Raw genomic sequence first — 23,327 nt, forward strand, 5'->3', positions numbered from 1 at the left:
GACCGAGGGGGCTTTTTGGTTTCAAGGGCGGGTACTTCAGGCCTTCTTCCGACTCGCCATCGCCGTCACCGCGTAACCAATACACGCCGCCAGTATCGACCCGGTCAGAATCCCCATCCGGTCCTCACCAGCAAACTCACTGGCGCCCGGCACAAAGGCCAGGGAACCGACAAACAGGCTCATGGTAAAGCCGATACCGCACAGGATCGCCACGCCGAATACCTGGCCCCAATTGGCTCCGGAGGGCAGGGCGGCGATGCCGGTCTTGATGGCAAGCCAGGTGAGCCCGAACACGCCGACGGTCTTGCCAATCAGCAGGCCCGCAGCGATGCCCATCGGCACGTGGTGGGTGAAGCTTTCCAGGCTGACCCCGGCCAAGGACACACCGGCGTTGGCAAACGCGAACAACGGCAGGATGCCGTAGGCCACCCACGGGTGCAGGGCATGCTCCAGTGTCATCAACGGCGAAGGCTCGGCGTTCTTGGTACGCATCGGAATACAGAACGCCAATGTCACGCCGGCGAGGGTCGCGTGCACGCCACTCTTGAGCACGCACACCCACAGAATCAGGCCGATGATCAAGTACGGCCCGAGCTTGATGACACCCAGGCGATTCATTGCAATCAAGGCAATCAAGCAGGCACCCGCGCCTGCCAAGGCCGCACCGGACAGGTCGGCGGAATAGAACACTGCAATAACGATGATTGCGCCGAGGTCGTCGATGATCGCCAGGGTCATCAGGAACAGCTTCAGCGACACCGGCACGCGCTTGCCGAGCAACGCCAGCACACCCAGTGCAAAGGCGATATCAGTGGCCATGGGGATCGCCCAGCCGGAAAGCGCAGCCGGGTAGTCCTTGTTGATCGCCCAATAGATCAACGCCGGCACGACCATGCCGCCGATGGCCGCTGCGCCAGGCAACACCACTTGCGATGGCTTGGAGAGGTGGCCGTCGAGCAGTTCGCGTTTAACCTCCAGACCGATCAGCAGGAAGAACAGGGCCATCAGGCCATCGTTGATCCACAGCAAGGCCGGTTTGGCGATTTTCAGCGCGCCTATCTGTGCTACCACCGGCACTTCGAGAAAAGCGTTGTACAGGTGCGACAGCGGTGAGTTGTTGATGATCAGCGCCAAGGCGGCAGCCGCAATCAATAACAGGCCGCTGGCGGCTTCGAGCTGGAAGAAACGGGTGAAAGTGCTACGCAGAGGCAAGGGATGCTCTCCAATCAAGGTTCAATAGGTGGGTACCCTAACCCGTACGGTTAGTTGTTAAAACAAAAGTTATATTCTTATTTGTTATAAGCGGGAGGCCACGCCGACGTCGTTTTCGCAGCGTGTAATTGTGTGTCCAATTGAGTCATCACTGTACCTGTGTGCAGTGTAGGAAACCTCCTAAGATTGGTGCTGAAAACCCTTAGAGATTCCCATCATGAGCGACCACCGTCCCTGGGCCCGCGAAGCCATTCGCATCATTGAAGCGGACTTCCAGCGCAGCGCCGACACGCACCTGATCCCTTTGCCGTTGCCAGGTTTGCCGGGTATCGAGCTGTACTTCAAGGACGAGTCCAGCCACCCGACTGGCAGCCTAAAGCATCGGCTGGCCCGCTCGCTGTTTTTGTATGCGCTGTGCAATGGCTGGCTCAAGCCGGGTGCACCGGTGATCGAAGCCTCCAGCGGTTCCACAGCCATTTCCGAAGCCTACTTTGCACGTCTGCTCGGGCTAGCGTTTATTGCGGTAATGCCGGCCACGACCTCGCAGGAGAAAATCGCGCAGATTGCCTTCTATGGCGGCAAGAGCCACTTGGTGCAGGATCCGACGCAGATCTACGCAGAGTCCGAACGCTTGGCGCAGGAAAGTGGCGGTCATTTTATGGACCAGTTCACCTATGCCGAACGTGCCACCGACTGGCGGGCGAATAACAACATTGCTGAGTCGATCTTCCAACAGATGCGCTTTGAGCAGCATCCGGAGCCTAGCTGGCTGATCTCCAGCCCCGGCACCGGAGGCACCACTGCGACCTTGGGCCGCTACGTACGCTATCGCCAGCATTGCACCCGCGTACTGTGTGCTGACGCCGAGCGTTCGGTGTTTTTCGACTATTACCAAAGCGGTGATGTCAGCTTGCGCCTGGACTGCGGTTCACGCATCGAGGGCATTGGCCGGCCTCGGGTCGAGGCATCGTTCTTGCCCAAGGTGATTGACGCGATGGTCAAGGTGCCGGATGCACTGTCGCTGGCGGCCATGCATTACCTGGCTGAGCGGTTGGGGCGGCGGGTCGGGGGGTCCAGCGGGACTAACCTGATTGGCGCGCTCATGGCGGCGCAGCAGATGAAGGAGGCGGGTGAGTCGGGCTCAATCGTGGCGATTTTGTGTGATGGGGGAGAGCGGTATGCGACGACCTATTACGATCAGGCTTGGCTCAAAGCGCAAGGCTTTGAGTTGGATGGATTGATCGCGGCCGTTGCGGCGAGCGTGGAGCAGGGCGAGCCACTGCCCGATAGTATCCAGCGGGTCAATATCTGACACCCCAAAGAACTAATGTGGGAGCTGGCTTGCCTGCGATAGCGGGGTGTCAGTCAGTGAATATATCGACTGAGTCGCCGCCATCGCAGGCAAGCCAGCTCCCACATTTGATTTGCGGTGACTGGCTGATGCTAATCAGGCCTCAATGCCCAACATATCCCGCGCCAACGCCTCGGCAATACGAATGCCGTCCACACCTGCCGACAGAATCCCACCGGCATACCCAGCGCCTTCACCGGCGGGGAACAGGCCTTTGACGTTCAGGCTCTGCATCGACTCATTGCGGGTAATGCGCAACGGCGACGAGGTGCGCGTCTCGATCCCGGTCAACACTGCATCGTGTAGCGAGTAGCCTTTGATCTGCTTCTCGAACGCCGGCAGCGCTTCACGGATCGCCTCGATGGCGAAGTCTGGCAGAGCCAGGGCCAAGTCACCCAGGGATACGCCGGGCTTGTAGGACGGCTCCACACTGCCGATAGCCGTGGACGGTTTGCCAGCGATGAAGTCACCCACCAACTGCGCCGGGGCTTCATAGTTGCTGCCACCGAGGACGTAGGCGTGAGACTCCAGACGCTCCTGCAGTTCGATACCGGCCAGGGGGCTGCCTGGGTAGTCCACCTCAGGCGTGATACCGACCACGATGCCGGAGTTGGCATTGCGCTCGTTACGCGAGTACTGGCTCATGCCATTGGTGACGACACGGCCAGGCTCGGAAGTGGCCGCCACCACGGTGCCACCTGGGCACATGCAGAAGCTGTACACCGACCGACCGTTCTTGGCGTGGTGCACCAGCTTATAGTCGGCGGCGCCGAGTTTAGGGTGCCCGGCGTATTTGCCCAGGCGCGCAGCGTCGATCAGCGATTGCGGGTGCTCAATACGGAAACCCACCGAGAACGGCTTGGCCTCCATGTATACGCCACGGCCGTGGAGCATGCGGAAAGTGTCGCGGGCGCTATGGCCCAGGGCCAGGATCACGTGCCTGGAGAGAATCTGCTCGCCGCCGTCGACGACCACGCCGTTGAGCTGGCCATCTTCGATCAGCACATCGGTCACGCGCTGTTCGAAACGCACCTCACCGCCCAGGGCGATAATCTGCTCGCGCATGTTTTCCACCACGCCGGTCAGGCGGAAGGTACCGATGTGCGGTTTGCTGACGTAGAGGATTTCTTCTGGCGCGCCGGCTTTCACAAACTCATGCAGGACTTTGCGGCCGTGGAATTTCGGATCCTTGATCTGGCTGTACAGCTTGCCATCGGAAAAAGTCCCGGCGCCGCCTTCACCGAACTGCACGTTGGACTCTGGGTTGAGCACGCTTTTGCGCCACAGGCCCCAGGTGTCCTTGGTGCGCTGGCGCACTTCCTTGCCGCGTTCAAGAATGATCGGCTTGAAGCCCATCTGCGCCAGCAACAGCCCGGCGAAGATGCCGCAGGGGCCAAAACCCACCACGATGGGGCGTTCTGTCAGGCCTTGCGGCGCCTGGCCCACGACTTTGTAGCTGACATCCGGCGCCGTATTGACGTTGCGGTCATCGGCGAACTTGTTCAGCAGGGCGGCTTCGCCCTTAACGTTCAAGTCGATGGTGTAGATGAAGCACAGCTCTGACGATTTCTTGCGCGCGTCATAGCTGCGTTTGAACAGGGTGAAATCGAGCAGGTCATCACTGGCGATGCCCAGGCGCTGCACGATGGCAGGCCGCAGGTCTTCTTCGGGATGGTCGATGGGCAGCTTGAGTTCGGTGATTCGTAACATGACAGGGTCCGGTAGGCGGCGGAGAAAGAGGCCGGCTGTTTTGCAAACCGGCGATTATAAGCCCCAATAGCGGTTTCTCGTCATGTTAAAACAGCGCAGGGCGCAATCAATCGTCGCGCGAGCCGCCGAATGACGCGCAACCGCGTTGTACCTGGCCATTGACCCGCAACTCGGCGGTCATGTGTTGAAGGCTGCCGCTGGCACTGTCCACGCAACGTTGCGGGGCAACCCACAGCTCAACGTGCTGGTTGTTGGCTTCGGTCATCAGGTTGAAGCGCCCGTCACCGATTTGTTCTTCTACATAGGGTACTGCCAGCGGTGGCTGGCCTTCGCGTTCCAGCACCATGCCCTTGGCGGTGACGTTCATCGCCCAGGCCGGCTTGTGGCCGTTGGCGCGCAGGATCATGCGCTTGAAGTCCGGGTCGTTGCAGGCCGAGGTGGAGCGCTCGATACGATAGAGCTGTTGCAGGTCAACGCTGCCCTGCGTGCCGCTGGCGACGCCGGAGAACTTGCCACGCAGGTCGGCGAACAATGCCCCTTGCTCGCCGGCCAGGGAGGCGGCTTCTTGCAACACGTTAGTGCCGTTGCCGTCGTTGACGACGTAGTTGCGCGGGTCATTGCACGGCTGGAACAACAACTTGCCACCGACCGCTGTGAGCTCACCCTGCATACGGGTCAGCCCGGCGACGGACGGTTTTGCCGGCTCGTTCTCAAACATCTGGCAGGCGGCGAACAGAGGCAGCAGGGCAAACAGGGCAAGGTTACGGGCGGCGCGCATAGGGGGTCTCCAGACAAGTGCCGCCACGTTACGCAGGCTGGCGGAGCATCACAACCCCGCCGATCAGCTTCAGGCAATTCGTACAGATGTTGGATTCATCCAACGATAAAAGTCTGCCCGGTTTGTAGGCCTTCCACGCTTTTGGCGTACGCCAGTGCCACATCGGCACCCGGTACGGGCTTGTACCCACGGAAATACGGTGCATAGCTGCCCATGGCTTCCACCAGCACGTTTGCGCTCACCGAGTTGACGCGCAGGCCCCGGGGTAATTCGATAGCGGCGGCTTTGACAAAGGCGTCGATCGCGCCGTTGACCAGCGCAGCCGACGCGCCAGTACGGATCGGATCGCGGTTGAGAATGCCGCTGGTGAAGGTAAACGAGGCGCCGTCGTTGGCGTACGCCTGGCCGATCAGCAGCAGGTTGACCTGGCCCATCAGCTTGTCTCGCAGGCCCAGTTCAAAGTCGCTTTCGCTCATCTCGCCCAGTGCCACGAAGTTTACGCTGCCTGCTGCGCAGACCAGTGCGTCGAACTTACCGGTTTGCTCGAAGAGCTTGCGGATCGAGGCGCTGTCGCTGATATCCACCTGAAAGTCACCGCTGTTGCGGCCGATGCTGATCACGTCATGGCGCTGAGCCAGTTCTGCCTTGACCTTTGAGCCAACGGTGCCGCTGGCGCCAATCAATAGGATTTTCATGATGCTGTACCTCGGGGGGTAAGTGAGGGTTCAGTCTAGAGTGGCTTTTTGCGTGGATAAACGTGCTAATAGGCAACCTTTGGTTTTCAATTGGAAACAATCCATGAGCGAGATGGATGACTTGGCCGCCTTTGCGGTGTTGATTGAAGCGGGCAGTTTTACGCTGGCCGCCGAACAACTGGGTTGCAGTAAAGGCCAGTTGTCCAAGCGCATCAGCCAGCTGGAAGCACAGTTTTGTGTGGTGTTGCTGCACCGCACCACGCGCAAACTCAGTCTCACCGCCGCCGGTGCAGCGTTGTTGCCCCAGGCTCAGGCGCTGGTGGTGCAGGTAGACCGCGCGCGTCAGGCGTTGGCGCGGCTCAAGGACGATTTGGCCGGGCCGGTGCGTATGACCGTTCCGGTGTCACTGGGGGAAACATTCTTTGATGGCTTGTTGCTGGAGTTTTCCAAGCAATACCCGCAGGTGCAGATCGAACTGGAGCTGAACAACAGCTACCGGGACCTGGCGCGGGATGGCTTTGACCTGGGGGTTCGCTCTGGCGCGATTGAGAACGAACGCCTGGTGGCCAAGCCGTTGCTGGCCTGGCACGAAATGACCTGCGCCAGCCCGGCTTACCTTGAGCAACACGGCGAGCCGCAGACCCCGGCCGACCTGGCGGGTCATACCTGTTTGCTAAACAGCCACTACAGCGGTCGCGAAGAGTGGTTGTACCACCAGCAGCATGAGCTGCTGCGGGTGAGGGTCAGCGGCACCTTTGCCTCTAATCACTACAACCTGTTGAAAAAGGCTGCGCTGGTGGGCGCCGGTATCGCCCGACTGCCATCCTACTTGCTACCGGCGGAATTGGCTGACGGTCGATTGCGCTTGCTTCTGCGCGATTATCAGACGCGAAGCATGCCAATGTACCTGGTTCACCCTTACCAGGGCGGCTTGCCGCGTCGAACCCAAGTGCTGGCCGATTACCTGGTGGATTGGTTCAAGCGCAGTGGCGAGGCGCTCGACAGGTTTTAACGATAGCGGCGGGCGACCATGTGGTCGATGGACAGGCGACCTGGCCCCTTGGCCACCATCAGAAGCAGTACGGCAATCCAAGTGCCGTGGGTCGGGTAGGCGTCCGGGTAAACGAACAGTTGAATCACCAAGGTCATGCCGATCAGCGCCAGGGCCGAGAAACGCGTGGCGAGCCCTACCAGGATCAGCATTGGAAAAAAATGCTCAGCGAACGCTGCCATATGCGCCGCCACTTCGGGCGACAGCAACGGCACGTGGTACTCGCTGCGAAACAGCGGCAGCGTCGAAGCCGCGAGGCGCGGTTCTCCGAGTTGGAAAGCCCCGCCGATCAGGTCTACGGCAAAACCTTCGACCTTGGTCTGCCCGGATTTCCAGAACACGGCGGCAATCGAAAAGCGTGCGATAAAAGCGATCAGGCTGTAGGGGATTTTCTCGAAAAGCTCGATGGCTCGTTTAACCAGGCACGGTGGGGAAGTATTCATGGCGATACCTTGTGTTCAGTGTGCAGATGAGTGATAGCGCTGTGGTTTATCAGCAGCGTGAGGCATTGGTGCAGGTCGAATTCGGGCGCGGCGGCCAGGGCGAGCTCCACGGCCTGTTCCAGTGGTGTGCCGTGGGCCAGGCAATTGATAAAGGCCACTGAGCCGCTGTCAATGGCGAACACCTTGACCGCCAGGTTCTGGCGCAACACCAGTGCACCTTGGGCGTGCCAAGGGTTGAGGGTGGCCAGGCCGCCTTCGACCTGATGGGCGGCCCATACGGCAACCACGGCATAGGGGGAGGCCAGCGTGCCCAGCGAGGGGGTCAGTTGCAGGCGTAACCGACCCAGGTTCGTTTGGTCTTGCAGGGCCTGGAGTACGGCCTGCGGGGCCAGCGGCTGGCAGTCCGCCGCGTGATAGGCGTGGACCCGCAAGCGCTCCAGCCGTGCGATATCTGCCAGATAGGGCACGCTGGCGGCGGGCTCAAAGTCTTGGATGAACTCGGCAAAGGTGCTGCCATATTCGCTGATCAACGGGCTGGCGGGCGGGTGTGCCTGAACGTAGAGGGCAGCCATGGCCCGGAAAAACGCATCGCCTACCAGTTGCAGGGTCACGGGGTAGGCCGTGATCAATGCGTTGATCAACGAGCTGTGCACGTTGTTGCGATACACCGCGAAACGGCTGGCGGGGTCGGCACCGTTGCTGCTGAACAGGCCGTCGGGGCAGGTCAGTTCGGGCGCCAACAAGGCGACGGCGAAGTCGTCATGAAGGCTCATGGGTTCACCTGCGACAACTGCCAGTCGGCCTGCTGGGCTTCTGTCAGTAGTACGTTGAACGCTGGCACCTGGTTGTCACGTTCGATCAGTGTCGGCATAGGACCGATGCGCGCCAGTACCTGTTCGTAGAGCTGCCACACGGCGTTGTCGATGGGCGCACCGTGGTCATCGATCAGCAGACGGTCACCCAGGCTGTCAGTGTCTTCGGCAAACCCGGCCAGATGAATCTCACCCACCGCGTGCAACGGCAGGGCGTCGATGTAAGCCAGCGGATCGCGTTGGTGGTTAATGCACGACACGTAGACGTTGTTCACATCCAGCAGCAGGCCGCAGCCGGTACGACGAATGATCTCGCTGATGAAGTCGGTTTCGTCCAGGGTCGAGCGCTGGAATTGCAGGTAGGTTGAAGGATTTTCCAGCAGCATCGGCCGCTTGAGGGTGCTCTGCAGCTGGTCAACGTGTTCGCACACCCGTTGCAGGGTGATGCAGTCGTAGGCCAGGGGCAGCAAGTCATTGAGAAACACCGGCCCGTGGCTGGACCAGGCCAGGTGTTCGGAAAAGGACTGAGGTTGATAGCGATCAATCAGTGACGCCAATCGCGCCAGGTGTTCAAGGTCCAGCGGACCTTCCCCCCCGATGGACAGGCCCACGCCGTGCAATGACAGCGCGTACCTTTCGCGGATCAATCCCAGGTAATGATGAAAAGGGCCGCCAGCCACCATGTAGTTTTCGGCATGCACTTCAAAAAAACCGATGTCGGGTGAGGTCTCGAGCACTACGCTGAAATGCTCGGGCTTGAGGCCCAACCCGGCCCGGCGTGGGAGGCCGGGCGCCTGTAAGGATGAAGGTTTCATCATCAGTGCTCAGGCTTTGCGAGGTGTCAGGACTTGGCGGTGAAGGCTGCTTCCTGGCCGAAACCGGTCGGCGAGGTAGAGCTTGGGGTTTGGGTGCAGGTACCGGCGGGGACCAGTTTCCATGCGTTGGCCTGGTCTTTGGTTTTTGAGGTGCCAGCGCATGAGGTACCGGCGCCTGCGGCGCAATCGTTCTTGCCGGCTTCAGCGACGCCGAAGCACTTTTGCATATCGTCGCCAGCGTGGGCGGTGGTGGTGAGGGCGGACAGGCTCAGGGCAGAACCCAGGGCCATAACGAGGGCGGCGGCGGACAGTTTGGTGGTCATGGTGTGTCTCCAGCAGTGGGTGAATAGGCGGGCTTGAATGCCTGCTTGTACCACTAGAGGTAGCAGAGGTGAATCCATTACAAGGCAGTCATAAAAAACTTCAAACACCGCAAAACAAATGTGGGAGGGGGCTTGCCCCCGATGGCAGTGTGTCAGTCTCATTATCTGTGACTGATCCACCGCTATCGGGGGCAAGCCCCCTCCCACATTAAGCAACGCTTGCTTAGCCCCCGAGGTACGCCTCACGCACCTTCGGATCGGTCAGCAACTGCTCGCCAGTCCCTTGCATCACCACCCGGCCGTTTTCCAGTACATAGGCGCGGTCGGCGATTTTCAGCGCCTGGTTGGCGTTTTGCTCCACCAGGAACACCGTTACACCGTCCTTGCGCAGCTGTTCGATGATGTCGAAGATCTGCTGGATGATGATCGGCGCCAGGCCCAGGGATGGCTCGTCCAAGAGCAACAACTTGGGCTTGCTCATCAGCGCCCGGCCGATGGCGAGCATTTGCTGCTCGCCGCCGGACATGGTGCCACCGCGCTGGCTGAAGCGCTCCTTGAGCCGAGGGAAGAGGTGCAGCACCTTGTCCATCTGCTCCTGGAAGTCGCCCTTGTCGGTGAAGAACCCGCCCATCGCGAGGTTCTCTTCCACGGTCAGGCGCGAGAACACGCGACGGCCTTCGGGTACCACCGCAATGCTTTTGCGCATGATCTGCGAAGACTGCTGGCCCACCAGCTCCTCACCCATGTAGCGGATGCTGCCGCTATAGGCCTGGGGCGAACCACACAGGGTCATCAGCAAGGTCGACTTGCCGGCGCCGTTGGCACCGATCAGCGTGACGATTTCACCCTGGCGGATCTCCACGTTGACGCTGTGCAGGGCCTGGATCTTGCCGTAGAAAGTGGAAACGTTTTCGAATTGCAGCATTTTACGCTTCCCCCAAATAGGCTTTGATCACTTCAGGATTATCGCGGATCTGCTCCGGCGTTCCGTCGGCCAGTGGCGTGCCCTGGTTGATCACCACGATGTGGTCGGAAATGCTCATGACCAGTTTCATGTCGTGTTCGATCAACAGCACCGTGACGTTGTGTTCCTCACGCAGCACGCCGATGAGCGCCTTGAGGTCTTCGGTTTCCTTGGGGTTCAGGCCCGCGGCCGGTTCATCGAGCATGAGGATCCGCGGGCGGGTCATCATGCAGCGGGCGATTTCCAGGCGACGCTGTTGACCGTAAGCCAGGGTGCCAGCAGGGCGGTTGGCGAACTCGGTGAGGTTGACCTTGTCGAGCCAGTACGCCGCGAACTCCATGGCCTCGCGCTCGCTCTTGCGGAACGCCGGGGTCTTGAACAGGCCCGCCAGGAAGTTGGTGTTCAGATGACGGTGCTGGGCAATCAGCAGGTTCTCGACTGCCGTCATGTCCTTGAACAACCGTACGTTCTGGAAGGTGCGCACCACGCCTTTGCGGGCGATCTCGTGACCGGCCAGGCCCTGGATCGGCTGGCCGTCCAGCAGGATGCTGCCACCACTCGGTTTGTAGAAACCGGTGAGGCAGTTGAACACTGTGGTTTTGCCGGCGCCGTTGGGGCCGATCAGTGCAACCACTTGTTTCTCTTTCACGGTCAGGGCCACGCCGTTGACCGCGAGCAAACCGCCGAAGCGCATGCTCAAGTTTTCGACTTTCAGGATTTCGCGGCTCATTTGCGCAACTCCATGTGTGGACGTTGCATCGGCAGCAAACCTTGAGGGCGCCAGATCATCATCAGCACCATCATGGCGCCGAACATCAACATGCGGTATTCGCTGAACTCACGCATCATTTCCGGCAGCAGGATCATCACGATCGCGGCCAGGATCACGCCCAGTTGCGAGCCCATGCCACCCAATACCACGATGGCGAGGATGATCGCCGACTCGATAAAGGTGAACGATTCAGGCGTCACCAAACCTTGGCGAGCGGCGAAGAAGCTACCGGCGAAACCGGCGAACGCAGCACCCAGGGTAAAGGCGGAGAGCTTGATGATGGTCGGGTTCAGGCCCAAGGCGCGGCAGGCGATCTCATCTTCGCGCAGCGCTTCCCATGCACGGCCGATAGGCATGCGCAGCAGGCGGTTGATCACGAACAGCGCGGCCAGTGCCAGCAACAGTGCCACCAGGTACAGGAACACCACTTTGCTCACCGGGTTGTAGGCAATCCCGAAGTACTCGTGGAACGTCTGCATGCCCTCTGCGGCGGTGCGGTCGAACGACAGCCCGAAGAAGGTTGGCTTGGGGATGCTGCTGATGCCGTTGGGGCCACCGGTGATATCGGTGAGGTTACGCAGGAACAGCCGGATGATTTCACCGAAGCCCAGGGTCACGATCGCCAAATAGTCACCGCGCAAGCGCAGTACCGGGAAGCCCAGCAGGAAGCCGAACGTCGCCGCCGCCATACCGGCCAGCGGCAGGCAGATCCAGAAGCTCCAACCCAGGTAGTGCGACAGCAACGCGTAGGTGTAGGCACCCACGGCGTAGAAGCCCACATAACCCAGGTCGAGCAGGCCGGCCAGGCCCACCACGATGTTCAGGCCCAGGCCCAGCAACACGTAGATCAGGATCAGGGTGGCGATATCGACTGCGCCGCGTGAACCGAAGAACGGCCAGATCAACGCCGCCACGATCAGGCCGATGATGATGTAGCGCTGGGTGCGTGGCAGGGTCAGGAATTGGCTGACCTTAGGCGATACCAACGGGCCTCGATTGGCCTTGAACAAGGCACCGACCTGCTGGGTGAACAGCACACGCAGGAACATCAGCACCGAACACAGGGCAATGATGGTCAGGGTCACGGGACCGGTGCCATGCACTTCCAGGTTGATGCCGACAATGCTCAGCTTGAGGCCGAGTACCGGAAAGGCCACGGCCCAGACCAGCAAGGCGCTGAAAAACGCCGATTTAAGGTATCTGCTCATACTTTCTCAACCTCCGGACGGCCCAAAATGCCGGTCGGACGGAACAACAGCACCAGAACCAAGAGGCCGAACGCCACGACGTCCTTGTATTGATCGCCGAAGATATCGGCGCCGAATGCTTCGGCCACACCCAGCACCAGGCCACCGAGCATCGCGCCCGGGATACTGCCGATGCCGCCCAATACCGCCGCAGTAAAGGCCTTGAGGCCCACCAGGAAACCGGCGTTGGGGTTGATCACGCCATACTGCATGCTCAGCAGCACCGCCGCGACGGCGGCCAGCGCGGCACCGATCACGAAGGTCAGGGCAATGATGTTGTTGGTGTTGATGCCCAGCAGGTTGGCCATCTTGATGTCTTCGGCGCAAGCCCGGCAGGCGCGCCCCAGACGTGAGCGGGAGATGAACAGGGTCAGGCCCAGCATGGCCACCAGGGTGACGACGAAGACCAGGATCTGCATGTAGGAAATCAGGACTTCTTCCGCGCCGCCCGGGCCGAAGGAGAAGCTCCCCGGGATCAGGTTGGGGATGGATTTGTCCTTGGAGTCCTGGGACAGCAATACGGTGTTCTGCAGGAAAATCGACATGCCGATGGCAGAAATCAGCGGGATCAGACGGTTGCTGCCACGCAAGGGGCGATACGCAACGCGTTCGATACTGTAGCCATAGGCACTGGTTACGACGATCGACGCAAGAAACGCGGCGGTCATCAACAGCGGCAGGGAGTGGATACCCATCATGGCCAGCCCGGCAAGGGCGATGAAGGCCACGTAGGAGCCAATCATGTACACCTCGCCATGGGCGAAGTTGATCATTCCAATGATGCCGTAAACCATTGTGTAGCCAATGGCTATCAAGGCATAGGTGCTGCCAATGGTCAGGCCATTAACCAGCTGTTGGAAAAAATGATAGATCTCAGGCATTACAGCGCTCCTAAAAACCCGATACGCATTTCACTGGTGGAGTCATGTTCCGGCACTGGGCTGTGTTCTGTGACCACATTTGCCCAACGCGTTTGCCAGCGAACCGCTGGTGACGGTTTTAAGATTTTCAGGTGAGCCAGCGCCCGGATCGCGGGTGACAGGCCCATAAACCTCGTAAAACAAAGCCCACTGCTCTCACAGTGGGCTTGTTGGACCAGTAACGCCTGGCTTACTGAGGGGAAACTTCGGTTTTTGGTTTGCCGAAGTGCCATTCGTAGACCACGAATTTGAAGTCCTTCAGGTCGCCCTTGGCGTCAAAGCTCAGATCGCCGGTCGGGGTCTTGAAGGTGCCCGCGTGGATGGCTTCAGCCACTTTGGCGGTGTCTTCGCTTTTCGCTGTGGTGATTGCGTCGGCAATCACTTTCACAGCCGAGTAGGCCGGGAATACGAATGGACCGGTTGGGTCCTGCTTGTTCTTGGTGAACTCTTCAACGATGGCTTTGTTGGCCGGGTCGGTGTCGAAGGATTTCGGCAGGGTTACCAGCAGGCCTTCGGAAGCGCCTTGGGCGATCTGCGAAATGGAGTCGTTGCCGACGCCTTCTGGGCCCATGAACTTGGCGTTCAGGCCTTTTTCCTTGGCTTGGCGCAGGATCAGGCCCAGCTCTGGGTGGTAGCCGCCGTAGTAGACGAAGTCGACGTTGGCTTGCTTGAGTTTCTGGATGATCGAGGAGAAGTCTTTGTCGCCGGCGTTCAGGCCTTCGAAGACGGCAACTTTGGTGCCTTTCTTCTCGAGGGTCTGTTTAACGGCGGTGGCGATGCCTTCACCGTACTGCTGTTTGTCGTGCAGTACAGCAACGACTTTAGGCTTTACGTGGTCGGCGATGTAATTGCCGGCCGCTGGGCCCTGGGCGCTGTCCAGACCGATGGTACGGAAGATCAGCTTGTAGCCACGGGCGGTGATTTCCGGGCTGGTGGCAGCTGGGGTGATCATGATCACGCCTTCATCTTCATAGATGTCGGAAGCGGGCTGAGTGGAGCTGGAGCAGAGGTGGCCGATCACGAACTTGACGCCATCGTTGACCACTTTGTTGGCAACCGCAACGGCTTGTTTTGGATCGCAAGCGTCGTCGTATTCCTTGGCTTCGAGCAGTTTACCGTCGACGCCGCCCTTGGCGTTGATGTCGGCGATAGCTTGCTTGGCACCCATGAATTGCATGTCACCGTATTGCGTCACCGGGCCGGTTTTAGGCCCTGCGATGCCGATCTTGATGGTGTCGGCTGCGAACGAATGGCCGGCAACCCCAGCCAGGACCATAGCGGCAAACAGTTTGGAAATCTGCTTAGTAGCCTTATTCATAGTGCTCCACTCTTACTGTTGTATTTTTTATAGTTCTAGCGGCCTTGTGAGCGGCTGAACCGGATCAGATATCTCGGATATCCCCCCGGCAGTGCCCTGGCAACTGTACCGGTACAGTGTAGAGCGCCGGTTGATCGCTTGAAAAGCTGGCTGCTGGGGGCAAACGCCGAAGGTGTCGCTTAAATGAAAGAAAAAGACAGAATTGCGGCGGGTATTTTTTGATGCGTACGCTAACCCTTGGCTTTTCGGACACTTTCTATCGATGACTCATTTGCAACCGGGTTTTTCTACAAGAGTTGCGACGTTATGATTGCGCCGATTTTTTACTCAGGTGAATTCCCATGACGCAAGAACCTAGCACCCTCTATGCCAAGCTGCTCGGTGAAACCGCCGAAATATCCTGGAAGGAGCTTGAGCCGTTCTTTGCCAAGGGTGCCCTATTGTGGGTCGATGCCGGCCTGGATTTGATCGAAGCCGCAGAGGGAATGGCCGAAGACAACCGTGACAAAGTCGCTGCCTGGCTGGCCGCAGGGAGTCTTGGCGAAGTGTCTGCGACGCGGGCATTGGACCTTGTAGCGCGCGATCCGAGCCTTTGGGCGGTGGTGGTCTCGCCGTGGATTCTGGTCCAGGAAAGGGCGTCGTAAGAAAAGCCCGCACGAAAAAGGTGCATGTTTTTTGCGTTCGCAAGTGTGTAGCGGAGTAACCGCTCGGGCGGTGATGGCATCTTGCCGTAGAGAAAGGTCACAGCCCAGGGTGACGTGCACGTCACGGGAACAGTTTTTGTGCCTTCGAAGGGCTCGAAGAATTGTTTCGCGGTGTTAACAAAAGACGGTGTCGATCAGATAAATCTGTGGGAAGCGGTGAAAATCCGGTGGATTCCGGTAAAGTTCGCCGCATGTTCCATGGAGCCAGTCATGTCGTCAGCGCCCCTGCTTGAGAAAACACCCCATCAGTTGCTCTACCTTATCTACGGTAGCCAAGACGTTTACCGGCGCGAGGCGAAGTTCAGCGTCCTGACGGCCCTGGCGCACCTCAAGCAAGGCGAGTCGCTGTGTATCCGGGTTATGACTGACCGCCCTCAGGACTACATTGGCTGGCCGGTAGAAACCGTCGAGCTGGACGAGCAGACGCTGGCCCAGTGGCAGGGTGAAAACGGCTACACCCACCGCCGTAAAGCCTGTGCAATTGCCCATGGGCTGACGCTTGCGGATAAAACCCTGTTTGTCGATACCGACACGGTCTTCCTCAAGTCTCCCCATCGGGTGTTCGAACTCATCGAGCCCGGCCAGTACGTGATGGACGAGTTCGAGTACGACTGGAGTTATGTCTGCAAGCGTGCGGACTACCTCAAGTTGGGAGAGCACCTACATTTGCATGGCATCTCTTCCAGCAACAGCTTCAAACTCTACAACAGTGGCCTGTGCGGTGTGCGCAGCAGTGATACCCCGCTGCTTGAGACCTCGATTCGGCTAATTGATGAGTGGACCGCTGGCTCGTTCGAGATCCATACCATCGAGCAAGTCGCGATTTCCTTCGCCATGCGCGGCAACACGGTACGCGAAGCGCGAAAGTTCGTTCATCACTATTACGCCGACAAGCGTTTCTTCCATGCCATGCAGGCGCATTTTTTCAGCCAGCACGGTGAAGCCTTCGACCCTGCGCTGGTTGCGCGATGCCTGGACGTGCCCACGGTCAAACCGCTGCCGTCCCCTTGGCAGCGGCTTCGTATCAAATGGAAACTGCGCAATCAGCGCAAACACCTGAAAAGGGTCGGTCGCGACCTGCTCTACGGCAGTGCGGCGCCTGAGCACCCTTACTACGACGTATGCCGCCAGGGTTGGTGGGAGTCGGCATCCCGCGAAATTCGCGGCTGGGATGAAGCGGAGCAGCAGAAGTTCTTCGGTACAAGTGCTACCCACTGGCCGATACAATTACCCCGACCTTCGAAGCGCGCTGACGAGCAAAAGATTCTCGCCTTCCTGCGCCAACAGCAGGCGCGCTGACATGACGACGGCGCCAAGCGGCGCCGTCGCGCATTCTCAGGCGGTCTTACCGGTGTGGTTGTTCAACGAAATCACCTTGGTCTTGCCGATCCGGTGACGGTAGATCTCACGCAGGTACTTGATCGCCTTCTTCACGCAATCCCGTGACAGGCGAATGTCATTGATCGACACAAACTTCTCTTTGTCGTTGATCAACTCGCGGTACTTCTTCTCATACATCGGTTTGATCGCGTACCAGTTGGTATCGAGGATCTTCGCCGGGTTTTCAAACTCGTTGAGCAGCTCGTCGATACGGTCTTCGTCGAAGTCCTCGTGGATGATGAAATCCAGGATCGAGTTGTCCAGCGTGTCATCGAAACGGTACGGGTTGCGTGCAAAGCAGCGCTTGATGAACGCCACGATCAGCGTGAGGAAGTCGTCCGAGAGGCACGGGCTCTTGGCGATCAGGGTGGTCAGCGACAGGTTGGCCGACGCGCCGATCACCAGCGCATAGCGCTTGAGGGTGGTGTTGGGGAACAGGCTGTTGAGGTGAGTCTTGAGCCGGTTCAGGTCCATGTAGGACAGCTTGTAGTCCTTGGGCAGCGACACGATGGACACCACCGACGAGCAGTTCTTGAAGAAGTGCAGGTCATGCAGCGCCGCCGCGTCATACCCGGAGTTCTTGTATTGCTCCAGCGACGCCTTGTAACGCTTGGATTCAATCGGCAGCAGGCTGATGCCTTCGATGGCCTGGGTGACTTTGTTAAAGTGCGGCAGGTCGATGGAGCGGAAGAATAGGTCGTCGATGTTCAAGCGCTGCGGCTCTTTCTCGAACACCTTGAACTTGTCGCTCGACGGCGCCGGGGTTTCCGGCACGACCGATTCGGCATAGGCAATCGCCACCGGGCCGGCCAGGCTCATAAACAGGTCGTTGGCATCCAGGCGAATGGTTTCGCCGATGTCGATACCGGCGCGACGGAAGTAGTTCTGGTCGTAGTCGGTGGTCACCGCCTGGGCAGTGAGGATGTTGAAGATCTGCTGGGAGATGTACTGGTTGGCGTGTTTCTCCATGGCATTGACATCAATGTTCTGGATATTGCCGTCATCGCTTTCTTCGGCGTAACGCATGATGTCGTTGGAGATCAGCATCATCGCGTTCCAAGGCCGGATGCGGCCTTTCACGCTGGCTTCGCTGCTGTCTTCATTGTCGAAGTTGTACGAGAAATCCCATTCTTCCGACAGGTATTTGCACAGCAGGCGCCCGGCGTTGATGTGCAGCGCCTCGGACATTTCGCTGCGGTGGTCGGAAATGTTCGGCAGCACGCAGATGCCGCTGGTGAAGATCGGCTCGAATACGAAGGCGTGGCCGCTTTTGCTGTCGTGCTCATCGGCGGGTTTGGTGTCGAACGTCTTGTTCATGTACGAGTGCTGCTGGGCCAGGCCGAATTCCGAGGCCATGCCCGAACCGGTACCGCCGCCGGCGCTGAAGATCGAGAAGTACAGGCGCGACTGGTTGGCCTTGATGCCGCAAGAGTCGATCAGGTACGAGTGGATCATCTTCCAGTCTGGGCTGGAGAAACGCTGGGTGTCTTTGTTGAGGATGATCTTGGCCAAGTACTGGCCGAGGATCGGCGCGTTACCGGCGCCGCCGGCATGGACTTCCGACAGGTCCATGATTTTCATCTTGCTGTAGTCGCGCAAGAAGCCGCTTTTTTCGCCCTTGCGCGAGAAGCGGATGCGCCCCGCGATATCTTTGTCCAAGTCACCCAGCATCACCAACGGTTCCACCAGGAACACCGGTTTGCTGGCCTTGCCGCTGCCCAGGCGCAGGTTGTTGCGAATCCATTGGGCCGGGCTGTAGCCCTTGTCCGATGATTTATCGTCGGTGCTGAATTCGTTCAGGTAGAACTTGCGCGCGTTGTACACCAACTCCGCCACGTCCAGCGCAATGTTTGAACCGCAGCGGCCCAGGCCGATCAGGCACACCGACGGGAACTCCTGATCGCTGCGCGGCTCACCGTCGACGTCCAGGTGCGCGGGGCGCGGGAACACCATGTCGCGCAGGCCGTCGAGGTTGTCGAGGATGCGGTCGGTATTGGTTTCGGTGAAGTACAGGTATTGCTGGGTGGCCAGCGGGCGCGTGGTGCTCAATGACTTTGAAGCAGGGGGCTTGTCCGCAGGAGCTGGGAGCAACACGTCGGATACCACGGTGGCAGAGTTATTCTTGGAAGTCATTGTGCGCCATGTGCCTGGGCGGATGGCTGAAGCGAATCTGATGGCCATCACGCGATGAGAGTTCGCGACTTTTACAGTGCGTCCTTGTCTGGCACGGTGGGGTTTAGCCCTGATATTGACAGGGGAAACATGGCCAGACTCTGATGAATCGGCCGTTCGTCGGCGTTCTTTAGGCCGGTGATGGCGAAATGCCAAAGATTCGGCGTCAGCGAATTGGCCTAACGACTGAAGTGGGCCCGGAACGGGGAGGGGAAGGCTCTTTCTGAGCGCTGTTATCTTTACTGCCCGCCGTGCTGAACGGGTAAAGCGGGTTGCGCATGTCGATGCCCTGGATCACGCCGATGATGTCGTTGACCGACACCGCCGGGCTTAGCAGGTAGCCTTGCACGAAGTCGCAGCCATGCTTGAGCAGCAGCTCGAACTGGGCCTGGGTTTCTACCCCTTCGGTCACCACTTCCAGGTGCAGGGTATGGGCCATGCCAATAATCGCCTGGACGATCTCGATGTCGGCAGTGGACTTGGGGATATCCTGGATAAACGAGCGGTCGATTTTCAGGGTGTTGAGGGGCAAGCGTTTGAGGTAGGCGAGGGAGGAGTAGCCGGTGCCAAAGTCGTCGATGGCCAGGGACACCCCCAGCGCACGAATTTGCCGCAGCAACGCCAGGGTGCTGCTGATATTGCCCATCAGCGCGTTTTCCGTGACTTCCAGTTCCAGGCGATTGGCCGCGATGCCGCTGAACCGCAGGGCGTCTTCGATCTCATCCGCCAGCTCATCACGCGCCAGGTTCAACGCCGAGCAGTTCACTGCCATGGTCAGTTCGGTGTAGCCACGGTCTGACAGCAGGCTTAAATCGTGACAGGCCTGGCGCAGAACCCAGTGGTCGAGTTCAGCGATCAGGCCATTGTTTTCGGCGATGCCAATAAAACGATCCGGCGCCAGTAACCCGTGTTGCGGGTGCTGCCAGCGCACCAGCGCTTCCAGGCGGGTCACTTTGCCCAGCTTCATATCGAAGATCGGCTGGTAGAACAGCACCAGTTGGTTGCGGCTGCGCAAGGCGCCGCGCAGTTCTTCTTCCAGTTGCAGCTCGAGAAACGCGCGGGTCTTCAGGTTGGAGCTGAAGAAGGTCAGGCTGTTACGCCCAGTGTCCTTGGATTGGTACAGCGCCAGGTCGGCGGTTTTCAGCAGTTCTTCACTGGTCAGGCCATCGTCGGGAAACAGGCTGATCCCAATACTTGTTGTCATCACCATGCGCCGGCCAGCCAACTCAATGGGTTCTTTCATCTTTTGCATGATGCGTTGGGCCAAGTGCCGGGCTTCATCGCGGTGATGGACGCTGATCAGGATGCAGAACTCGTCGCCGCCAAAGCGCGCGACGACATCTTCATGGCTGCGCACCGAACCTTTGATATGCCCAGCCAGCACGGTGAGCAACTGGTCGCCGGCATCGTGACCGAGGCTGTCATTGATGCGCTTGAAGTGGTCGATATCGAGGAAGATCACCGCCATCATGCCGTGGGCAGTGGTTTTCTCAGCGAGTTTCTCCGCAAAAATCTGGTTGAAACCCCGGCGGTTAAGCAGGCTGGTCAGGGCGTCGTAGTGGGCCACCTGTTGCAAGGAGGCGCGGGCCTGGTCCAGTTCGGTGAGCAAGGCATTGACCCGCCGCAGGTCGCGTTCCTTGTGTTGCAGCTTTTTGTCCGCCAGGGCGGCGCTGATGCTGCTGCCGATCACCAGCAACGTAATGACGGCCACCGACAGGCCCAGTTGAATCGGGTTGTTATCTGGCGCCAATGACAAGTCAGCGCCGTTGGGCACGATCAGGCGCATGGCGGCCATGCCGGTGAAGTGCATGCTCAGGATGCCCGCCCCCAGCACCAGGCTGGCGGCGTATTTGAGCAATTGATGGAACACCCCCGTACCGTTGCGCAGGTAGCTCGACAACAGCAGGGCCGCCAGGCTTGCGCCGATGGCAATCGCCACCGAGGCGAGAAACAGTTCGGTCTCAAAGTACGACTGGGCCTGAGAGCGCATGGCCGACATGCCGACGTAATGCATCAGGGCGATGCCGATGCCCATCCACACGGATGCCAGCACGTACTGATGAAAGCGCAGGTGGGTATGACTGAGGGTTTTCATGGCGAACAACGACGCCACCAGGGCAATCAGCAGCGAGGCGAAGGTTGTGAGCAGTTCGTAGTGAATGGCAATGGGGGCCTGGAAGGCCAGCATGCTGATGAAGTGCGTGGACCAAATCCCCCCCGCGAGGCAGCCAGCCCCCAGCCAGCGCCAGTGGCGCTGTGCGGTGGGGTCTTCGACATGGCCGACACGTTCGGCCATGTCCAGCGTGCCAAACCCCGCCGCACAAGCGACCAGGTAAGCCAGCAGCACCAGAAAGGGGTTATGACTGCAATTGAGTAATAAGTGCCCGCTTTCTGGCAGGTCGGTGAAAAAATACAGACCCAGCCATTCCATAGCATGCCCCGCCATAGCGTCACGTCACTGCCTACGGCGATGACCTATGCAGACGAGTATAGAAGTCCTACAGAATTCGCCACGAGTAATGGCACTTTGCTCTCAACGATTTTGGCATGCGTTTCATAGCGTTTGATGCTAAGCGCTGATGGGCAGCTCCAGTTCGAACGGTGCTTCCAGGGGCGGCAGGCCGAAGGCTGCGCGGGCGGCATCGCAATCGACGTTGTGTATGCCCTCGTGCCAGGACGATTCAAACTCGCGGCAGGGGCTGGACCGTAGTTCATAAATTGAACAGCTCGTGCCTTTGCCCACTTCGCCCTCAAGGCTGCAGCAGCGTGTGGGCTTCTGGTCGGTACCGATCATCGCCACGCGCGTCGGGTTGATCTGTACGACCAGGTCATCGGGCACTGTTCCGCCGGATGAGGCGCATTCTCCCCAGAAGAAAGACACGCGAAAGTATGAACAGCAGGCACCGCAACTCAGACACGGACTGGCTTCGGACATGGGCGTCATCGATAAGAAAAAGGTGAGGGGGGTACTACAGGAAGGCTCGCCATTCTATCCGGGCCATGGCGGTTGGGAAGGGGGGCACGAACTTATATTTTTGTAGGCCAAGTCCCGTAGTACCGGGTGAAATCATGCCCTATCAGCTTTACGAATCATTACAGACAACCGCCGCTCGCCTGACTATGTTGCAGGTACCGGGCAGGATGCATCGGGCATCGCAGCTCTCATAACAATAAAAGAGACGGACCCATGCAGAACTCGACCCAAGCGGCGAATGCCTGGCGCATTCTGTTCCTGCTGTTCCTGGCCAACCTGTTCAATTTCTTCGACCGCACCATTCCGGCGATCATCATCGAACCGATCCGCATGGAGTGGCACCTGAGCGACTTCCAGCTCGGCATCATCGGCACCGCTTTCACCATCGTCTACGCGATTGCCGGCTTGCCGCTGGGGCGCATGGCCGACACCGGTTCGCGCAGCAAACTTATGGGCTGGGGCCTGTTTGCCTGGAGCGGGCTGACGGCGGTCAATGGCATGGTCGGCAGCTTCTGGACCTTTTTACTGGTGCGCATGGGCATCGGTATTGGCGAAGCCAGCTATGCGCCGGCGGCCAACTCGTTGATTGGCGACCTGTTCCCCGCACATCGCCGCGCCCGGGCCATGGGGATTTTCATGTTGGGGCTGCCGTTGGGGCTGTTGCTGGCGTTTTTCACCATCGGTTGGATGGTCAAGGCGTTCGACAGCTGGCGTGCGCCGTTCTTTATTGCCGCCGTGCCGGGGATGATCCTCGCGGTGTTCATGTTCTACATCAAGGAGCCCAAGCGCGGCGCGGCCGAGACCGTGCGAGTCTCCCAGGAGCGCGTCGACCGCCCGATTCGCCGCATCCTGGCGGTGCCCACATTCCTTTGGCTCGTGCTGGCAGGCCTGTGCTTCAACTTCGCCACCTATGCCTGCAACTCATTTTTGGTGCCGATGTTGCAGCGTTACTTCCTGATGCCATTGCAGGATGCCGCCGTCGCCACAGGCGTGATTGTCGGGTTGACCGGCCTGGTGGGGCTGACGTTGGGCGGCTGGATTGCCGACAAGATCCATCAGCGTGTGCCCAATGGGCGCCTGTTGTTTGCGGCGTTCAGCCTGATTATTTCCACGGTCACGACGGCCTGGGCGCTACACGCCGGGCGCATCGAGATCGGCGTGTTTGTGGCGCTGTTCAGTGTCGGTTGGCTGTTTGCCTATAACTTCTACACCTGCGTGTACACGGCTATCCAGGACGTGGTCGAACCGCGCCTGCGCGCCACGGCGATGGCGCTGTTTTTTGCTGGCTTGTACTTGCTGGGCGGCGGCATGGGGCCGATTGTGGTGGGCGGCCTGTCGGATCACTTTGCCCACTCGGCGATGTATGCGGCTGGCGCGCAGCAGATGACCGAGGCGTATAAAGCGGTAGGGTTGCATGACGCCATGTACCTGATCCCGGTGGCGCTGTTTTTGACCATGCTGTTTCTGTTCCAGGCGTCGCGGTGTTTTGTGCGCGATGCCAAGAAGATGAAGGAGGGGTTGAGTGGGATGCAGGTGCCGGCTTCGGCGGTGACGGCTTGAGACCCAGGTGACTTCATCGCAGGCAAGCCAGCTCCCACAGTTGACTGCATTCCACCGTTGGAACCCGGTCAACTGTGGGAGCCGGGCTTGCCCGCGATGAGGCCCTCAAGGCAGACAAAAGAAGGC

Annotated in this window: 21 protein-coding genes; 5 read left to right on the forward strand and 16 right to left on the reverse strand. The window is 59.3% G+C overall.

The features are described from left to right. Window positions 1–36: 36 nt before the first annotated feature. Entirely contained in the window at window positions 37–1,212 is a 1,176-nt protein-coding gene (gene nhaA, locus ICY20_RS03100; RefSeq protein WP_159962282.1) for a Na+/H+ antiporter NhaA, read from the reverse strand. A 217-nt stretch (window positions 1,213–1,429) separates the two neighbouring features. Here nhaA and ICY20_RS03105 point away from each other — a divergent pair, with 217 nt between their 5' ends. Continuing rightward, entirely contained in the window at window positions 1,430–2,524 is a 1,095-nt protein-coding gene (locus ICY20_RS03105; RefSeq protein WP_228758260.1) for a PLP-dependent cysteine synthase family protein, read from the forward strand. Window positions 2,525–2,659: 135 nt separating this feature from the next. Here ICY20_RS03105 and ICY20_RS03110 read toward each other — a convergent pair whose 3' ends face one another. From ICY20_RS03110 to ICY20_RS03120, 3 genes are all read right to left on the reverse strand, one after another. Continuing rightward, complete coding sequence (locus tag ICY20_RS03110) at window positions 2,660–4,273, reverse strand: NAD(P)/FAD-dependent oxidoreductase (protein ID WP_159962284.1); 1,614 nt, start codon at window positions 4,271–4,273, stop codon at window positions 2,660–2,662. A 106-nt stretch (window positions 4,274–4,379) separates the two neighbouring features. Then, entirely contained in the window at window positions 4,380–5,051 is a 672-nt protein-coding gene (locus ICY20_RS03115; RefSeq protein ID WP_159962285.1) for a COG3650 family protein, read from the reverse strand. 95 nt (window positions 5,052–5,146) lie between these two features. Next, window positions 5,147–5,746, reverse strand: coding sequence for a short chain dehydrogenase (locus ICY20_RS03120; RefSeq protein WP_159962286.1), 600 nt, complete (start codon window positions 5,744–5,746; stop codon window positions 5,147–5,149). A 103-nt stretch (window positions 5,747–5,849) separates the two neighbouring features. Here ICY20_RS03120 and ICY20_RS03125 point away from each other — a divergent pair, with 103 nt between their 5' ends. After that, a complete protein-coding gene (locus ICY20_RS03125) occupies window positions 5,850–6,758 on the forward strand; it encodes a LysR family transcriptional regulator (protein ID WP_194936897.1) in 909 nt (302 codons plus the stop codon). On the opposite strand, the gene ICY20_RS03130 is transcribed toward ICY20_RS03125, so the two are convergent. The 9 genes from ICY20_RS03130 to ICY20_RS03170 form a co-directional block, all read right to left on the reverse strand. Then, a complete protein-coding gene (locus ICY20_RS03130; RefSeq protein ID WP_194936898.1) occupies window positions 6,755–7,240 on the reverse strand; it encodes a DoxX family protein in 486 nt (161 codons plus the stop codon). The genes ICY20_RS03125 and ICY20_RS03130 overlap by 4 nt on opposite strands. Continuing rightward, window positions 7,237–8,013 carry an HvfC/BufC N-terminal domain-containing protein gene (locus tag ICY20_RS03135; protein WP_194936899.1) on the reverse strand — a complete coding sequence of 259 codons (777 nt, stop codon included), beginning with the start codon at window positions 8,011–8,013 and terminating at the stop codon, window positions 7,237–7,239. The genes ICY20_RS03130 and ICY20_RS03135 overlap by 4 nt, the downstream gene beginning before the upstream one ends. After that, window positions 8,010–8,867: an MNIO family bufferin maturase gene (gene bufB, locus ICY20_RS03140; protein WP_228758261.1), complete on the reverse strand. Its 858-nt coding sequence runs from the start codon at window positions 8,865–8,867 to the stop codon at window positions 8,010–8,012. The genes ICY20_RS03135 and bufB overlap by 4 nt, the downstream gene beginning before the upstream one ends. 26 nt (window positions 8,868–8,893) lie before the next feature. Next, a complete protein-coding gene (locus ICY20_RS03145) occupies window positions 8,894–9,190 on the reverse strand; it encodes a BufA1 family periplasmic bufferin-type metallophore (protein WP_159962291.1) in 297 nt (98 codons plus the stop codon). A 223-nt stretch (window positions 9,191–9,413) separates the two neighbouring features. Next, window positions 9,414–10,115, reverse strand: a complete 702-nt coding sequence (locus tag ICY20_RS03150) for an ABC transporter ATP-binding protein (RefSeq protein WP_159962292.1) — start codon at window positions 10,113–10,115, stop codon at window positions 9,414–9,416. Between the two features lies 1 nt (window position 10,116). Next, complete coding sequence (gene livG / locus ICY20_RS03155; RefSeq protein WP_124525976.1) at window positions 10,117–10,884, reverse strand: high-affinity branched-chain amino acid ABC transporter ATP-binding protein LivG; 768 nt, start codon at window positions 10,882–10,884, stop codon at window positions 10,117–10,119. Continuing rightward, on the reverse strand, window positions 10,881–12,134 hold the full coding sequence (locus ICY20_RS03160; RefSeq protein WP_194936900.1) for a high-affinity branched-chain amino acid ABC transporter permease LivM: 1,254 nt from the start codon (window positions 12,132–12,134) through the stop codon (window positions 10,881–10,883). The genes livG and ICY20_RS03160 overlap by 4 nt, the downstream gene beginning before the upstream one ends. Further along, window positions 12,131–13,054 carry a high-affinity branched-chain amino acid ABC transporter permease LivH gene (livH, locus tag ICY20_RS03165; RefSeq protein WP_003172375.1) on the reverse strand — a complete coding sequence of 308 codons (924 nt, stop codon included), beginning with the start codon at window positions 13,052–13,054 and terminating at the stop codon, window positions 12,131–12,133. The genes ICY20_RS03160 and livH overlap by 4 nt, the downstream gene beginning before the upstream one ends. 229 nt (window positions 13,055–13,283) lie before the next feature. Then, a complete protein-coding gene (locus ICY20_RS03170) occupies window positions 13,284–14,411 on the reverse strand; it encodes a branched-chain amino acid ABC transporter substrate-binding protein (protein WP_159962294.1) in 1,128 nt (375 codons plus the stop codon). 341 nt (window positions 14,412–14,752) lie between these two features. Here ICY20_RS03170 and ICY20_RS03175 point away from each other — a divergent pair, with 341 nt between their 5' ends. Beyond that, window positions 14,753–15,055 (forward strand): DUF2288 domain-containing protein, encoded by a 303-nt coding sequence (locus ICY20_RS03175; RefSeq protein ID WP_159962295.1) that lies wholly within the window; start codon window positions 14,753–14,755, stop codon window positions 15,053–15,055. Window positions 15,056–15,313: 258 nt separating this feature from the next. After that, window positions 15,314–16,414, forward strand: a complete 1,101-nt coding sequence (locus ICY20_RS03180) for a hypothetical protein (protein ID WP_194936901.1) — start codon at window positions 15,314–15,316, stop codon at window positions 16,412–16,414. A 36-nt stretch (window positions 16,415–16,450) separates the two neighbouring features. On the opposite strand, the gene ICY20_RS03185 is transcribed toward ICY20_RS03180, so the two are convergent. From ICY20_RS03185 to ICY20_RS03195, 3 genes are all read right to left on the reverse strand, one after another. Next, on the reverse strand, window positions 16,451–18,628 hold the full coding sequence (locus ICY20_RS03185) for a hypothetical protein (protein ID WP_194936902.1): 2,178 nt from the start codon (window positions 18,626–18,628) through the stop codon (window positions 16,451–16,453). Window positions 18,629–18,833: 205 nt separating this feature from the next. Next, window positions 18,834–21,098, reverse strand: coding sequence for a putative bifunctional diguanylate cyclase/phosphodiesterase (locus ICY20_RS03190; RefSeq protein WP_194936903.1), 2,265 nt, complete (start codon window positions 21,096–21,098; stop codon window positions 18,834–18,836). A 138-nt stretch (window positions 21,099–21,236) separates the two neighbouring features. Further along, window positions 21,237–21,602, reverse strand: a complete 366-nt coding sequence (locus ICY20_RS03195; RefSeq protein WP_194936904.1) for a YkgJ family cysteine cluster protein — start codon at window positions 21,600–21,602, stop codon at window positions 21,237–21,239. Window positions 21,603–21,854: 252 nt separating this feature from the next. On the opposite strand from ICY20_RS03195, the gene ICY20_RS03200 reads away from it, so the two are divergent. After that, entirely contained in the window at window positions 21,855–23,201 is a 1,347-nt protein-coding gene (locus ICY20_RS03200) for a spinster family MFS transporter (RefSeq protein ID WP_194936905.1), read from the forward strand. Window positions 23,202–23,327: the final 126 nt, after the last annotated feature.

The organism is Pseudomonas pisciculturae (genome assembly GCF_015461805.1).
Lineage (GTDB): Bacteria > Pseudomonadota > Gammaproteobacteria > Pseudomonadales > Pseudomonadaceae > Aquipseudomonas > Aquipseudomonas pisciculturae.